Source organism: Klebsiella sp. CN_Kp073 (assembly GCF_040065495.2).
Lineage (GTDB): Bacteria > Pseudomonadota > Gammaproteobacteria > Enterobacterales > Enterobacteriaceae > Klebsiella > Klebsiella aerogenes.
Window position 1 is genome coordinate 1,923,088 of record NZ_CM198051.1, and the last position, 15,427, is coordinate 1,938,514.

Below are 15,427 nucleotides of genomic sequence, written 5' to 3' on the forward strand. Positions count from 1 at the left end.
CGTTTTCGCTACTGTAAGCGCCATTTTTCTACCATCATGAGCCTGTTAATGAAAACCGGACCCCTGAACGAAAGCGAACTCGAGTGGCTGGATGAGATCCTGTCGAAATATGCCACCGAAGGCGCCATCCTTGATGTCTCTGAACTTGATGGTCTGCTGACGGCTATCTTATCCGGACCGAGCGAAATTGAACCAGCGCAGTGGCTGCTGGCTATCTGGGGCGGAGCGGATAACGTACCGCGCTGGGCTAACGATCGCGAGCGCGACCGTTTCGTCAACCTGACCCTGCAGCATATGAGCGACATCGCCGAACGCCTGGCTGACTATCCGGAGCAGTTTGATCCCCTGTTCGGCACCCGTGAGTTTGAAGGGCAGGAGCTGACTATTGTTGAAGAGTGGTGCTTCGGCTACATGCGTGGCGTTGCTCTCAGTGATTGGTCGACGTTACCCGCTGAACTGCAGCCGCAGCTTGATGCCATTGCGCTACACGGAACGGAAGAACGCTTCGAAGCGCTCGATACGCTGACGGCTGACGAATTTGTCGAAAGCATTGATAGTATTAAGCCCGCGGCGCTGGCTTTATATAATTACTGGATGGAAAACGCTCAGCCGACGGCCGTGCAGCAACCGGTAAGAAATGAGACCAAGGTGGGGCGTAATGATCCTTGTCCCTGCGGTAGCGGCAAAAAGTATAAGCAGTGTTGCTTAGCTAAATAACAACAGGGGCCAAATGGCCCCTGTTGTTTATCCGACTGCGGGTAATAATCCCGCCACAATACAGAATTGAATGACCACAATCGCCACTCCACAGCTCAACACCAGCCACAGCGCTATCGAGCCGCCGGGTACACGCCATGTCGCCTTCGGGTGCAGTCTACGGCTCTTCATCACCAGCAATGATGGCAGCATCAGCGCCAGTACGGCGAGCGCCACGCCGGCGTATCCCAGCGCCATCACGAAACCTTGCGGATAAAACAGGGCGAACGCCAGCGGCGGCAGAAAAGTGATGATGCCGCTCTGAATACGTCCTGCAGGCGTGTTTTTACGCTGGAACAAATCTGCCAGGTAATCAAACAAACCCAATGCGACGCCGAGGAAAGACGTGGCCAACGCGAAGTCGGCAAACAGATGTACCGCCACTTCTACATGCGGCGAGGCGACAACATCGCGGATTGCTGCCAGCAGGCCGTTCAGGCCGGAATTCTTCGCCAGCACGGCGGTAAAGGCCGGAGAGTCGATGCTGCCAAGCGTGGCGAGTTGCCAGAAAATATAGGCGACCAGCGGAATAAAGCTACCGATGATAAAGACGCGGCGCAGCTTACGAATATCGCCATTCAGATAGCTAACGATGCTTGGAATACTGCCATGAAAACCAAACGAGGTGAAAATCACCGGTATAGCGGACAGCGCCAGGCCTTGCTGTAACGGCAGGGTCAGGAGATTTATCTGGTGAATATGCGGCAGCAGCAGCACCAGCATCACCGCAAGGAAGATAATTTTGGCGCTAAATAAAAAGCGGTTAAACAGATCGACCAGCGAGGTCCCGATGCACACCACCGCGCCGCCAATGCCGGTAAAGAGCAATACGCCAGCAGAAGGCGGCAGGCTCCAGTTTAGCCACTGATTCAGACTGGAGGCCAGTAGTTCCCCGGCGCCGCTGATGTAGGCCGCTGTTAGCGCATACATCAGAAATAGCATACAGAAACCGGTGACCCATTGGCCGTAGCGGCCGAGATAGCGCGCCGCCAGTGAGCCTAACCCCATATCCGCAGGGACATGTTGATAGACTTCCAGCAGCAGCAGGGCGGTATAGCACATCAGCGCCCACAGCGCGATCAGTAATACCAGGGTGACGCCAAAACCCACTCCCGCCGAAGCGAGCGGCATCGCCAACATACCGGCGCCAATTGTGGTGCCTGCAACGATTAAAATACTACCCAGAGTGCGGTTCTTCACGCTTTTCTCTATCTGTGAATGAATGGACAAATAATTATGCCGCGCAGAGTATGTGAAATGAGTGATTTCGTCAAATGAAGGTTACATTGTGTGTAATTAAAACTTTACACTTCTGGCGGGCAGAAAACACTGCGCTGGCGCAAAGCCGCCAGGCGCAGACTCATATATGCTGCACGTTTTTACAGGAGGAGCTATGTCATCTATTCACGGTCATGAAGTATTACAGATGATGATCGCATCGGGCGAATCGTACAGCGTTGCCAGTCTCGAAGCGGCAATTAAGACGCAATTTGGTATTGATGCGCGCTTTCACACCTGTTCGGCGCAGGGGCTGGATGCGGCGCAACTGGTGGCTTTTTTGCAGCGGAAAGGTAAATTTATTGCGGTGGAAGAGGGCTTCAATACCAGCGAAAGTAAAATCTGCCGTCATTGAACACGCGGCGGCCAGCAGCCGCCGCAGCGGGAATTAGTTTTGTGTATCGAGGGTTGCCAGTTCTTTATCGATAAAGTACAAGCCTTCACCGCTCTTACCGACAAGAGTCAGTTTATCAATAACAGATTTGAATAATTTCTCTTCTTCATGCTGCTCAGCAACATACCATTGCAGGAAATTAAAGGTCGGGTAATCCTGATTGGTCATCGCCGCATGCGCCAGTTCATTAATTTTTTGCGTAATTAACTGTTCATGTTCATAGGTCTGGCGGAAGAGTTCATCCAGTGAAGTATATTCGGCAAACGGCGAGCTAATGGCATTAATGCGCGGCAGGCTACCGGTATCGGTCAAATAGTCAAACAGGCGCTGCATGTGCGTCATTTCTTCCTGCGCGTGGCGGCGGAGAAACGCGGCGGCGCCTTCAAAGCTATGGTAGCTGCACCATGCGCTCATCTGCTGATAAAGCAAAGAAGAATAAAGCTCAAGATTCATTTGCTCATTAAGTTTTTCGATCATTTCTGCTTTCAGCATGGCGTCCACTCCGGAAATAAAGAATAAAACATAGTGTGGCGCCACTATAATTTGTTAGTTATTTATTTGCAAAAAGTAAATTAAAAAATTTAATTATTAAAAATGCAAATGGGAATAAAACGCATTGGCAATATATTAAAGGATGAGAATGCTTTTAATTTAATAATTATTCTGTCAGTGATAGCCCAACGACAACATACTCATCGTTAGGCGCAGAGGCAAAGGTGGCGGTACGTGGGCCTCGGATCTTAAAGTGTGAAGCGCTACGTAATTTATAAAACAGCTTTTCATAAAGTTTGAAAATGCATTTATGAAGTAGTAGAGTCCTGATAACGCTAATGAACTCGCGGGCCGCTCCCGCACAGCTTTCAGGAGAGTGAAGCATGAAAATCGCACTGATGATGGAAAACAGCCAGGCCAGCAAAAACGCCATCATTCTCAACGAGTTGAAAACCGTTGCTGATGAGAAAGGCTTTCCGGTTTACAACGTGGGAATGAGTGATGAACAGGACCATCATCTGACCTACATTCATCTGGGGATCATGGCCAGCATCCTGCTGAACGCTAAAGCGGTCGATTTCGTGGTGACCGGTTGCGGCACAGGTCAGGGCGCGTTGATGTCATTGAATATTCATCCAGGGGTGGTCTGTGGTTATTGTATTGACCCTGCGGATGCCTTCCTGTTTGCCCAAATCAACAACGGTAACGCGTTGTCGCTGCCTTTTGCTAAAGGCTTTGGCTGGGGGGCGGAGTTGAACGTGCGCTTTATCTTCGAGAAGGCCTTTACGGGCCGCAATGGCGAAGGTTATCCGCCTGAGCGCAAAGAACCGCAGGTACGCAACGCGGGCATCCTCAACACAGTGAAAGCGGCGGTGGTGAAAGAAAATTATCTTGATACCCTGCGGGCGATCGATCCGGAACTGGTAAAAACCGCCGTTTCCGGGCCGCGGTTCCAGCAATGCTTCTTCGAAAACTGCCAGGATAAAGAAATCGAAGCTTTTGTCCGCCAGATTATTGGTTGATAGGGCTTTTCAAACAGGCCTGCATCCATGTGCAGGTCTGTTTGCTATGGTTTTTCTTTGCTGGATACCGTGCTGCCAGCATCTCGCGTAAGGTGCAACGTATCAACCATCCCTACCAAACAAATCAGCGCAATAAAGACAAACGCCATACGGTAATCAATTCCCGGTAGAGTCGTCAGGTTAAACCACTCGCTCAACTGTTCACCGATGCGGATGCCGATGGCGCCGAGAGTGATACCTAGCCCAACCGCCAGCTGTGAAGCGGTGCTGAACAGCGTATTGGCATAACTCATCTGAGCGGAAGGAACGTCGGCAAAAGCGAGCGTACTGACGCCGGTAAATTGGATGGAACGGAACACCCCGCCAAGATAGAGGATCAACATTATCAGCCATGCCGGCGTTTGCGGCGTTAACAGCGCGCAGGCAAGTAGCGAGGCGACATTCAGCGCACCGTTAATCAGCAATAAGCGGCGAAAACCCAACCAGCGGATGAGCGGCGTGGTTGCGGGCTTGATAGTGAGATTGCCGACGAAAACGGCCAGCACCAGTAGCCCGGAATGAAAAGCATCCATACCGAACCCTACCTGGAATAATAGCGGAAGCAGAAACGGGACGGCGCTTATCGAGGCGCGAAACAGTGAACCGCCGTACATGGTTACCCGGAAAGTCGGAACCTGCAGAGCGTCCAACCGTACCATTGGCCAGGCGGCGCGGCGGAAATGACGTAGCGCAAAAGCCATACATCCCATACCCGTCGCCAGGAGCGCCGGCGTTTGCCAACTTTGTGGCTGCTGGTCGCCGAGCCGTTCCATAGCTGCCACCAGACTTATCATTGCCAATGACGTCGCCACAAAACCGGGGAGGTCGAAGGGGCGGCGTTCTTCTTCACGGATGCTGGGAATGATGCGTAGCGAGAGCGCCATCGCCAGTAGCCCAAGCGGCACGTTTATAAAAAAGATCCAGTGCCAGCTGGCGTAACTGGTAATAAAGCCCCCGAGCGGCGGGCCGATTATCGGTGCGACCAATGCCGGCCAGGTCAGCGTGGCTATTGCCTTGATGAGCTGATCTTTGGGCGTGGCGCGCAACACCGCCAGTCGCCCGACGGGGACCATTAGCGCGCCGCCGACGCCCTGTAGAATGCGCATTGTCACAAAGCTTTCGATGTTGCGCGATAAACCGCAGAAAACGGAGGCGAGGGTAAAAATGGCTAGTGCCAGCGTAAACACTTTTCGCGCGCCGAAGCGGTCGGCAATCCAGCCGCTGGCGGGGATCAGCACCGCGAGGGTGATCAGGTAGGCGCTGATGCCGATATTAAGCGCGACCGCCGCTACGCCAAAATCCTTCGCCATATCAGGCAGGGCGGTAGCGATGACCGTGCCATCGAGAAACTCCATAAAGAAAGCGCCAGCCACCAATAATGCCGGGGCGGAAAAAGCGCCTGCTTTCGGCGTAATTGTTGTTGTACCCATTGAGTCGTTGCCATAGCAAAGTGAATAAGTATCTTTGCGGTACGTTTTCTTTTCGCCGCTCCCGCACATGTTTTTTTATCTGGTGCGATTTAGGTTACTATTACGCTCCTGAAAATAGGAGTAAAAAATGTCTCAACCTTTCACTGAACAAGATGAGCTGGTATCTGATGTCGTTGCATGCCAGCTGGTCATCAAACAAATCCTCGATGTGATTGACGTTATCGCCCCGGTCGAAGTGCGCGAAAAAATGGCGGCCCAGTTAAAAGCGATTGATTTTGCGAGCAGCCCTGCTTCGGCGGATCCGGTTACGCTGCGCGCAGTACAAAAAGCAATTGCATTGATTGAGCTGAAGTTTACCCCGCAGGGTGAAGCGCACTAGATTTATCACTGCGCAGTTGATTGCCCGGCCGTTCCAGTCAGGAACGGCCGGATTCAATTAGTGGTGTTGAGGCGAGATGAGATTGAGAAGTCGACGGTCCGTTTGCTCCATACCGAGCCCGGCTTTATCTGCAGTCCGTATTTCATCAAGGACGGTTTGCAATAAAAGTCCATCTTGCTGCTGTTCTTTCTCCAGCAGCGTCAAAAAACGCCACGTTGTGTCATCGTGCTGCGCTTTTGCTTCCTGCGCCAGACCGGACAGCATGTTGCTACGTTGCTGATACTCTTCAAGGGTTTTGGCAAACACCTCTTCAAGCGTTGAGCATTGTGGGGGATAGCTTTCATCGGCTTTCACTATTGGCCAGGCCCCGGCCTTTTTCATATAGTCAAAAACCTGCATCATTAACGTCACGCTGGATTGCGCACGGGTACGTAAGAAGGTTGCGGTACCGTTCAGGCGCTGCTGCGCGCACCATTCGCCTAAATGTAGATAAACATTTGAGGCGTGAAACTCAAGATTAATCTGGGTATTTAATTTCTGAACCATTCCTGGAACTGCCATAACAATATCCTTATTTATCCGCAAGGGAAGTATGACGCGCTACCATCGCCTTGCACAGGCGAATACAGCAGGCGCAATGCAATGGGCAGGAAATAAATACGGTGCTTTCCATTTGCACTTAACCATTTATTTGTTTCTGCCGACACATTAAGAATACCCTTGTATATAGAATAAGGAAACTCTCAACACGGGTAATTTACGATTTGTTACAACATCAGCTTAGCGATTGTTTAAATTGGTTTTTTGTAATTATTGTATTGTAACCATCTGAATTTAAATGCTTATGTTTAATTATTCGTAGGGCTAGTTAATTTGTATTAATAAAGTTGATTTAACGATAATTTCATATATCGATCATAGCTTATTCATTATTCGAAAATAGCGAGATGAGAATGAATTTGTGATAGATCATTTTTGTAAGGGGGTAGAAGAATAACGTCTATGCTGGCTGAGAATAGAAGGCCAGAGTCGCCTGGGATAGCGTCGACGCAGCCACAAGGATAAGTCTGCTGATGATATGGATTATTATGTCACGCATGACGCTAATTGTCTGACAATTAGCGTTTTTTTTATGTCATTTTTTGCTGAATTTATGTACGCAATTACTGTAATTCTGCGGTGTGATGACGCTCTCGTATGGATAAATAATTTCCAGTTAAAACTATTTTAACAACGGCAATGTTGATTGCGTTTTTTCTAATGCCTTGTTTTAAGACCGATAAAAAATTTAAGTCCGATTTTTCCCTACAGAAAAGCGAAATAAAGCTGGAGTTTACCATGCACAAATTCACTAAAGCGCTGGCGGCCATTGGCCTCGCGGCGGTTATGTCACAATCAGCTATGGCTGAAAACCTCAAGCTCGGTTTTCTGGTGAAGCAACCAGAGGAACCCTGGTTCCAGACCGAGTGGAAATTTGCTGATAAAGCCGGCAAGGACCTGGGCTTTGATGTCATTAAAATCGCGGTACCGGATGGCGAAAAAACGCTTAATGCGATCGACAGCCTCGCCGCCAGCGGCGCGAAGGGATTTGTCATCTGCACGCCGGACCCAAAACTGGGGTCGGCGATTGTTGCCAAGGCACGCGGCTATGACATGAAAGTTATCACCGTCGACGATCAGTTTGTTAATGCCAAAGGTAAGCCGATGGAGAGCGTGCCGCTGGTCATGATGGCCGCCAGCGAAATCGGCGCTCGTCAGGGGCAGGAATTGTATAAAGAGATGCAAAAACGCGGCTGGGACGTGAAAGATACCGGCGTGATGGCGATTACCGCCGATGAACTGGATACCGCCCGCCGCCGTACTACCGGTTCGATCGACGCGCTGAAAGCGGCGGGTTTCCCGGAAAAACAGATCTATCGCGTGCCAACCAAATCTAATGATATCCCAGGGGCTTTCGATGCGGGCAACTCCATGTTGGTTCAGCACCCTCAGGTCAAACACTGGTTAATTGTTGGCATGAACGATAACACCGTGTTGGGTGGCGTACGTGCGACTGAAGGCCAGGGCTTTAAAGCGCCGGATGTTATCGGTATCGGCATTAACGGCGTTGACGCGGTGAACGAACTTTCGAAAGCCCAGCCGACGGGGTTCTATGGCTCTTTGCTGCCAAGCCCGGACATTCATGGCTATAAAACCAGTGAGATGCTCTACAACTGGGTGACCAAAGGGACCGAGCCGCCGAAATTTACCGCCGTGACCGACGTGGTGCTGATTACCCGCGATAACTTTAAGCAAGAATTGGCGAAGAAAGGGCTGTAAGGCCGGGTTCATTCCGCCTCCCGCCCTGGCGGGAGGTTATGCGTAGTAGAGCGGAGTCGTTATGCAACAATCTACCCCTTATCTCTCATTTCGCGGCATCACCATGACGTTCCCGGGCGTTAAAGCGCTGTCTGATATCAGCTTTGACTGCTATCGCGGGCAGATCCACGCGCTGATGGGTGAAAACGGCGCCGGGAAGTCCACCCTCTTAAAAATTCTCAGCGGTAACTACATTCCGACTGCCGGGTATCTGCAAATTGATGGCCAGCAGATGGCATTTAGTAATACCACCGCGGCGCTAAATGCCGGCGTGGCGATTATTTATCAGGAACTGCATCTTATCCCGGAAATGACCGTTGCCGAAAATATCTATCTTGGTCAGTTGCCGCATAAAGGCGGCATTGTGAACCGGTCTTTATTGAATTATGAAGCGCGGCTGCAGTTAGAACATCTGGGGTTGGATATCGACCCGGAGACGCCGCTGAAGTATTTGTCGATCGGCCAGTGGCAGATGGTGGAAATTGCCAAGGCGCTGGCGCGTAACGCGAAGATCATCGCGTTTGATGAGCCTACCAGTTCACTCTCCGCACGGGAAATCGACAACCTTTTTCGCGTCATTCGCGAGCTACGTGAAGAAGGGCGAGTGATTATTTATGTCTCACACCGTATGGAGGAAATTTTCGCTCTCAGCGATGCCATTACCGTGTTTAAAGATGGCCGCTACGTGCGTACCTTCGATGACATGCGGCTGGTGGACCACGACGTGCTCGTGCAAGCGATGGTGGGTCGTAATCTTGGCGATATCTACGGCTGGAAAGCGCGTGAATATGGCAGTGAGCGGCTGCGGCTCGAAGAGGTTAAAGCGCCGGGCGTCAGAATGCCAATCAGTTTATCGGTACGCAGCGGTGAAATTGTCGGCCTGTTTGGTCTGGTCGGCGCCGGACGCAGTGAATTAATGAAAGGGCTGTTTGGCGGCAGCAGAATTACCGGCGGTCAGGTCTATATCGATGGTCAGGCGATAAATATTCGCAAACCCGCGCAGGCGATTCAGGCGGGAATGATGCTGTGTCCGGAGGATCGCAAAGCCGAGGGCATCATTCCGGTACATTCGGTGCGCGACAACATCAATATCAGCGCCCGGCGTAAGCATATTCATGCCGGCTGCCTGATTAACAATGCCTGGGAAGCGAGTAATGCCGAACAACATATCAAATCGCTCAATATTAAAACCCCAGGAGCTGGGCAGTTAATTATGAATCTTTCCGGTGGTAATCAGCAGAAGGCTATTCTTGGTCGCTGGTTGTCGGAAGAGATGAAGGTCATCCTGCTTGATGAACCGACCCGCGGCATTGATGTTGGCGCAAAGCATGAAATCTACAACGTTATCTATGCGCTGGCGGCTTCTGGCGTGGCGGTCGTTTTTGCCTCCAGCGACCTGCCAGAAGTGCTCGGCGTCGCCGACCGCATCGTCGTCATGCGCGAAGGTGAAGTGGCCGGTGAATTGCTGCATGAAGACGCGAATGAACAGCAGGCGCTGAGCCTTGCAATGCCTAAAGTCAGCCAGGCCGTAGCCTGAGTAAGGAGTGAATGATGTCATCTGTAACTACACCCAGCGCTGCCCGATCCTCTTTCAGTTTCGGCCGAATCTGGGATCAGTTTGGAATGCTGGTGGTCTTCGCCGTGTTATTCATCGGCTGCGTGATCTTTGTTCCCAATTTTGCTTCTTTCGTCAACATGAAAGGATTAGGGCTGGCGATTTCCATGTCGGGAATGGTCGCCTGCGGAATGCTGTTCTGCCTGGCTTCAGGCGATTTTGATTTGTCAGTTGCTTCTGTGATTGCCTGCGCCGGTGTGACAACAGCGGTGGTGATTAATCTCACCGAAAGCCTGTGGATTGGTATTGCCGCAGGATTACTATTAGGGGCGGTCAGCGGGCTGGTGAATGGTTTTGTTATTGCGCGTTTGAAGATCAACGCGCTAATCACGACCCTGGCCACCATGCAAATTGTCCGCGGGCTAGCCTATATTATTTCCGATGGTAAAGCGGTTGGCATTGAGGATGAACGTTTCTTCACCCTGGGCTATGCCAACTGGTTAGGTTTGCCGGCGCCTATCTGGCTGACGGTTGCCTGCCTGATTGTCTTTGGACTGCTGCTGAATAAAACCACCTTTGGCCGCAATACTCTGGCAATAGGAGGCAATGAGGAGGCTGCGCGTCTGGCAGGGGTACCGGTGGTTCGTACCAAGATTATCATCTTCGTTCTTTCAGGTTTGGTATCGGCGGCGGCGGGGATCATTTTGGCTTCGCGCATGACCAGTGGTCAGCCTATGACCTCAATTGGTTATGAACTGATTGTGATCTCGGCATGCGTACTGGGTGGCGTATCGCTAAAAGGCGGGATCGGTAAGATCTCTTATGTGGTGGCCGGGATCCTGATTCTGGGTACCGTAGAGAATGCGATGAACCTGCTGAACATCTCGCCATTCTCGCAATATGTGGTCCGCGGGGTGATATTGTTGGCGGCGGTTATCTTCGACCGTTACAAGCAAAAAGCGAAACGTTCGCATTAATTGAGCGCAACTTTTAAGTCTACTCATAATGTCCCGCCAGCGCCCGCTGCGCTGGCGGTGACTATCAAAAATGGCGAGGCTGGTCACACTGTCTATACTTACATGGCTAACAATTAGTTAACAACCAGCGTAATGCTGGCCATGATAAGGAGGAATACAGGGTGGCTGACCAGATATCTGTACCGCCTGAGCTAACCGGAAACCACGCATTTTTTCTGGATCTTGACGGCACGCTTGCCGATATCAAACCTCATCCCGATCAGGTTGTTATCCCCGAAGACGTCCTTCAGATGTTGCGATTACTGGCACAGCAGCAACATGACGCTGTGGCATTGATTTCAGGGCGCTCACTCGCAGAGCTCGACGCACTTACCCGTCACTGGCGATTGCCGCTTGCCGGCGTCCACGGGGCTGAACGCCGCGATATCAATGGAAAAAGACATGATGTATCACTACCGCCGGCGCTGAGCCGTGAGGTCGGCGAAGCATTAACTTCGGCGCTACAGGCGCTGCCTGGCAGTGAACTGGAAGATAAAGGCATCGCTTTTGCGCTGCACTATCGCCAGGCGCCACAACACCAGAGCGCCATCCTGGCATTGGCGCAGGATATCGTGCAGCATTATCCGATTCTGGCCATTCAGCAAGGGAAGTGTGTCGTTGAGATCAAACCGCGCGGGATTAACAAAGGTGAAGCGATTGCCGCGTTTATGCGGGAAGCGCCTTTTGCGGGACGAAAGCCGGTATTTATCGGCGATGACCTGACTGATGAGGCGGGTTTTACTATGGTTAATCAATTAGGCGGAGTATCGATAAAAGTTGGACAAGGCGACACACAGGCGCGCTGGCGGCTGGCAAATGTTGCCGCCGTACATCAGTGGTTACGTCACGTCGTCGACAATACGCAATGCCTGGATGTATTCACTAACGGGAGGGATGACCATGGGTCGTTTAGTCGTAGTATCTAACCGTATTGCAACGCCGAATGATAAAAAGGCCAGCGCTGGCGGCCTGGCGGTGGGTATTTTAGGTGCGCTGAAGGCGAGCGGCGGCACGTGGTTTGGCTGGAGTGGGGAGATCGGCGATGATAGCCAGCCGTTGAAGAAGGTGAGTAAAGGGGATATTTCCTGGGCCTCATTCAACCTTAGCGAAGAAGATCACGAGCTCTACTACAATCAGTTTTCCAATGCGGTGCTATGGCCCGCGTTTCACTATCGTCTCGACTTAGTCAATTTTCAGCGTCCGGCGTGGGAGGGGTATCTGCGCGTTAACGCCGCTGTGGCGCAAAAGCTGCTGCCGCTGCTAGCCGACGACGATATGATTTGGGTTCATGATTATCACCTATTGCCATTTGCCAGTGAATTACGCAAAAACGGCGTCAAAAACCGCATCGGTTTCTTCCTGCATATTCCGTTTCCGACGCCTGAAATATTCAACGCTTTACCTCCACATGCGGAGCTTCTTGAACAGCTTTGTGATTATGATTTACTCGGCTTTCAGACCGAAAACGACCGGCAGGCATTTGTTGATTGCGTCGCCCAACAAACGACCTTGTGCGAAGTGGGTCACCAGCAATACCGTGCCTGGGGTAAGACGTTCCGTACTGCCGTCTATCCGATAAGCATCGAACCTCAGGAAGTCGCGCGCAGCGCCAGCGGGCCGCTGCCGCCGAAGTTGGCTCAATTGAAAGCTGAACTAAAAGGAGTTAAGAATATTTTTTCCGTTGAGCGCCTGGATTACTCCAAGGGGCTGCCGGAGCGTTTTCAGGCTTACGAGGCGCTGCTGGAAAACTACCCGCAGCATCGTGGAAAAATTCGCTATACCCAGATAGCGCCCACTTCGCGGGGCGATGTTCAGGCTTATCAGGATATCCGCCATCAACTGGAAACGGCCGCCGGGCGAATCAACGGCCACTATGGTCAACTGGGGTGGACGCCGCTGTATTATTTGAATCAGCACTTCGATCGCAAACTACTCATGAAGGTATTTCGTTATTCGGATGTGGGGCTGGTCACGCCGCTACGCGATGGCATGAACCTCGTGGCCAAGGAGTTTGTCGCCGCGCAGGACCCTGAAAACCCTGGGGTGTTGGTGCTATCGCAGTTCGCTGGCGCGGCGAATGAACTGACTTCCGCGCTCATCGTCAACCCTTACGATCGCGATGAAGTGGCGGCGGCGCTGGACCGCGCTCTGACTATGCCGCTTGCGGAGCGAATTATTCGCCATGGCAAAATGCTCAAGGCGATCGAGAATAATGATATTGATAACTGGCAGGCGCAGTTCGTTGCCGATCTAAAGCGTGTAAAGTCGCATGAAGATAGCTGCCAGCAGCCAACCGTAGTTACTCCCTCCGCGTAGTCAAAATGGCTGATGCTTCGGCATCAGCTTATTCCAGGGAAACCAACAGCACATCGACTCCGCTGCTGCCGACGATATTCTTCGCTGAACAGGTTGCGCGGGAAAACAGGCTCTGGTTATGGTTGCCGCAGATTACCAGGTCGACGTGATGCTGACGGCAAAAATCCTTCACGTGATGACAAAGTTCGCCGCTGGCGATGGTCATTTTACTGATGGGATAGTCCGCCTGGGCGGCGAGTTCATTAAGAAAGCTACGAGTCTCCTCCTGCATAATCTCACGCAAATTCTCCATCATCGGCGCGGCGAACTGATTATACATTTCCGGATCTGTCGCCAGCGTGATCAGGCTGACCTGCGCATTAAGCGGACGTGCGATAGACACCGCTTTATTGACCAACATGCGGCTTTCCGGCGTTGGGGCGACGGCGACTAACAGATGAGAGTAGGGCATCTAGCCTCCTTGAGATACGCAACGGGATCTTTCTACTTTCTTTACTCCTAATTCCATCTTTCCACAAGGGGTATTCGCGCGGTTAAAAACGCCTTTCTCCGGCCGTGTGATATCAGATTCTGGCAGCCGACTCGCAAAAATGATTCTCTCTTTTGCTTTAAAAGAAACGCTGTTTTATAAATCGGTGACGCATGTTGCCCGGCCCTTTGTTTTTTTGCCACTGAATGATTAGTACTGGCAAAAATGCAAAGGTAAGCCGGTTTTCATGATCTTACTGTAGCCATGTATCCGCAAAACTTCGGTATAGCCTGGTAAGGCCGAAGTTATCTAATAAAAAAGAGACAGGATTTACGGCGATGAAAACACGAAAAATCGGTTTGGCTAATTATCTCGCCTATGGTTCCGGCGATTTTCTCGGCGCGGGAACTACCGCGCTTACCGCAGCATGGCTACTCTATTTTTACACCACTTTCTGCGGGCTATCACCCATTGAGGCGACGCTCATTTTCGCCACCGCGCGCGTACTCGACGCGGTCGTTAGCCCCCTGATGGGCTTCTTAACCGATAACTTTGGCTCTACCTGGCTGGGTAAGCGATTCGGCAGACGCAAATTTTTTATTTTGCTCGGTATTCCCTGTGTCTTTAGCTACTCAATGATGTGGGTAGGCGATATGGGGTTCTGGTATTACCTCGCGACTTATCTGCTGTTTGATATTGTCTATACCATGATTCTGGTGCCCTACGAGACGCTGGTGCCGGAGATGACCGATGATTTCAAACAGAAGACCAAATTTTCAGGCGCGCGTATTTCCATGGCGCAGATGTCGGCGATATTAGCCTCGTTTTTACCGGGGATTCTGCTCACCCAACTGGGTAAAGACAACGCCAGCTCATTTTTTTATGCAAGCCTGGTCTTTTCGGTGCTGTGCGCCCTGATGCTGACCTTCGTCTGGTTTTTTACCTGGGAGCGCCCTCGGGAAGCGTGGTCTGAAGCGGCGCTGCGCGCAGAAGAAGAAAAACGCAATTTAACCCTCGCGCAGAGTCTTAACCGGCTGTTTATTGAGCTTAGCTCTACGCTGCGCATTAAAATCTTCCGCCAGCATCTTGGTATGTATCTGGGCGGTTACATCGCGCAGGACGTTTTCAATGCGGTGTTTACCTATTATGTGGTCTTTGTGCTGATGCAGGATGCCTCCGTCGCCTCTAACTTACTCGGCACGATGGCTATCTTCCAGTTTATCGCGGTCATCGCCATGATCCCGCTCTGCATCCGCTTTGGCCCGGCGCCTTCATACCGCATGGTAGTGGTGCTGTTCGGTTTGAGTTCACTCTCTTATGCCGTGCTTTATTACGCGGGGCTGAGCGATGTCTATTCATTATTGCTGCTCATTTCTGCTATCGCGGGCCTGGGGCGCGGCGGCATTAATTACGTGCCGTGGAATACCTACACCTATATTGCCGACGTCGACGAAGTCATTACCGGCCAGCGTCGGGAGGGTATTTTCGCCGGTATCATGACGCTGACCCGCAAAGCGTCGCAGGCGGGGGCGGTGATGCTGGTTGGCATCATCATGCAACTATCGGGCTTTGTCTCCGGGCAAAAAATTCAGCCGGAAGGCGTGAGTCATACCATTCTGTTGATCCTTAGCGTCGGTACGTTGGTGGTGCTGGCTTGCGGCTTCCTGGTCTCCCTGCGCTTTAAACTCAATCTGCATACGCATAGCGTGCTGCGCGCCGAGACGCTAATGATGCGCGATGTCGGTTACGCACAGCCCGAGCGGGCGACAGCGGAAAACCGCGCGGTGGTTGAGCAGCTGGCGGGGATGCCTTACGAATGCCTGTGGGGCAATAACAATATTGGTTACCTGAATCGCAATAAACCTGCCGCCCCGGCGCTGAATCAGGGCGGTGCTTTGAATTCGACATATACCAGAGGTTAAG

General features: G+C 51.7%; 15 protein-coding genes. 10 read left to right on the forward strand and 5 right to left on the reverse strand.

The window, feature by feature from the left end:
* The first annotated feature begins 48 nt into the window (after window positions 1-48).
* Window positions 49-717, forward strand: coding sequence for a YecA/YgfB family protein (locus ABLV66_RS09285; RefSeq protein WP_047045528.1), 669 nt, complete (start codon window positions 49-51; stop codon window positions 715-717).
* Between the two features lie 27 nt (window positions 718-744).
* Here the strand turns inward: ABLV66_RS09285 and tyrP are convergent, their stop codons facing one another.
* Window positions 745-1,956 (reverse strand): tyrosine transporter TyrP, encoded by a 1,212-nt coding sequence (tyrP, locus tag ABLV66_RS09290; RefSeq protein ID WP_047045532.1) that lies wholly within the window; start codon window positions 1,954-1,956, stop codon window positions 745-747.
* 193 nt (window positions 1,957-2,149) lie between these two features.
* Between tyrP and ABLV66_RS09295 the strand changes: the two genes are divergently transcribed.
* Complete coding sequence (locus ABLV66_RS09295) at window positions 2,150-2,389, forward strand: YecH family metal-binding protein (protein WP_047045536.1); 240 nt, start codon at window positions 2,150-2,152, stop codon at window positions 2,387-2,389.
* 33 nt (window positions 2,390-2,422) lie between these two features.
* Here the strand turns inward: ABLV66_RS09295 and ftnA are convergent, their stop codons facing one another.
* Window positions 2,423-2,920, reverse strand: a complete 498-nt coding sequence (gene ftnA / locus ABLV66_RS09300) for a non-heme ferritin (RefSeq protein WP_047045539.1) — start codon at window positions 2,918-2,920, stop codon at window positions 2,423-2,425.
* Between the two features lie 383 nt (window positions 2,921-3,303).
* On the opposite strand from ftnA, the gene ABLV66_RS09305 reads away from it, so the two are divergent.
* Window positions 3,304-3,942 carry an RpiB/LacA/LacB family sugar-phosphate isomerase gene (locus ABLV66_RS09305; RefSeq protein ID WP_047045541.1) on the forward strand — a complete coding sequence of 213 codons (639 nt, stop codon included), beginning with the start codon at window positions 3,304-3,306 and terminating at the stop codon, window positions 3,940-3,942.
* A gap of 44 nt (window positions 3,943-3,986) precedes the next feature.
* Here the strand turns inward: ABLV66_RS09305 and ABLV66_RS09310 are convergent, their stop codons facing one another.
* The gene (locus ABLV66_RS09310) at window positions 3,987-5,411 is read right to left on the reverse strand and encodes an MFS transporter (RefSeq protein ID WP_316423104.1); all 1,425 of its coding nucleotides are present in this window, start codon (window positions 5,409-5,411) and stop codon (window positions 3,987-3,989) included.
* A 127-nt stretch (window positions 5,412-5,538) separates the two neighbouring features.
* Here ABLV66_RS09310 and ABLV66_RS09315 point away from each other — a divergent pair, with 127 nt between their 5' ends.
* A complete protein-coding gene (locus ABLV66_RS09315) occupies window positions 5,539-5,790 on the forward strand; it encodes a DUF2766 family protein (RefSeq protein ID WP_063416468.1) in 252 nt (83 codons plus the stop codon).
* 57 nt (window positions 5,791-5,847) lie between these two features.
* On the opposite strand, the gene ABLV66_RS09320 is transcribed toward ABLV66_RS09315, so the two are convergent.
* Window positions 5,848-6,351, reverse strand: a complete 504-nt coding sequence (locus tag ABLV66_RS09320) for a non-heme ferritin-like protein (protein WP_047045546.1) — start codon at window positions 6,349-6,351, stop codon at window positions 5,848-5,850.
* A 777-nt stretch (window positions 6,352-7,128) separates the two neighbouring features.
* On the opposite strand from ABLV66_RS09320, the gene ABLV66_RS09325 reads away from it, so the two are divergent.
* The 5 genes from ABLV66_RS09325 (at window position 7,129) to otsA (ending at window position 13,035) form a co-directional block, all read left to right on the forward strand.
* Complete coding sequence (locus ABLV66_RS09325; protein WP_045390492.1) at window positions 7,129-8,109, forward strand: arabinose ABC transporter substrate-binding protein; 981 nt, start codon at window positions 7,129-7,131, stop codon at window positions 8,107-8,109.
* 61 nt (window positions 8,110-8,170) lie between these two features.
* Window positions 8,171-9,685 carry an L-arabinose ABC transporter ATP-binding protein AraG gene (gene araG, locus ABLV66_RS09330; protein ID WP_047045549.1) on the forward strand — a complete coding sequence of 505 codons (1,515 nt, stop codon included), beginning with the start codon at window positions 8,171-8,173 and terminating at the stop codon, window positions 9,683-9,685.
* A gap of 14 nt (window positions 9,686-9,699) precedes the next feature.
* Window positions 9,700-10,680 carry an L-arabinose ABC transporter permease AraH gene (araH, locus tag ABLV66_RS09335; RefSeq protein WP_045390289.1) on the forward strand — a complete coding sequence of 327 codons (981 nt, stop codon included), beginning with the start codon at window positions 9,700-9,702 and terminating at the stop codon, window positions 10,678-10,680.
* A gap of 161 nt (window positions 10,681-10,841) precedes the next feature.
* Window positions 10,842-11,645 carry a trehalose-phosphatase gene (otsB, locus tag ABLV66_RS09340; RefSeq protein ID WP_348875957.1) on the forward strand — a complete coding sequence of 268 codons (804 nt, stop codon included), beginning with the start codon at window positions 10,842-10,844 and terminating at the stop codon, window positions 11,643-11,645.
* Entirely contained in the window at window positions 11,620-13,035 is a 1,416-nt protein-coding gene (gene otsA, locus ABLV66_RS09345; protein WP_045390293.1) for an alpha,alpha-trehalose-phosphate synthase, read from the forward strand. Before otsB ends, otsA begins: the two co-directional genes overlap by 26 nt.
* A 28-nt stretch (window positions 13,036-13,063) precedes the next feature.
* On the opposite strand, the gene uspC is transcribed toward otsA, so the two are convergent.
* Entirely contained in the window at window positions 13,064-13,486 is a 423-nt protein-coding gene (gene uspC / locus ABLV66_RS09350; protein WP_045376202.1) for a universal stress protein UspC, read from the reverse strand.
* Window positions 13,487-13,842: 356 nt separating this feature from the next.
* Here uspC and ABLV66_RS09355 point away from each other — a divergent pair, with 356 nt between their 5' ends.
* Window positions 13,843-15,426, forward strand: a complete 1,584-nt coding sequence (locus tag ABLV66_RS09355) for an MFS transporter (protein WP_045390297.1) — start codon at window positions 13,843-13,845, stop codon at window positions 15,424-15,426.
* Window position 15,427: the final 1 nt, after the last annotated feature.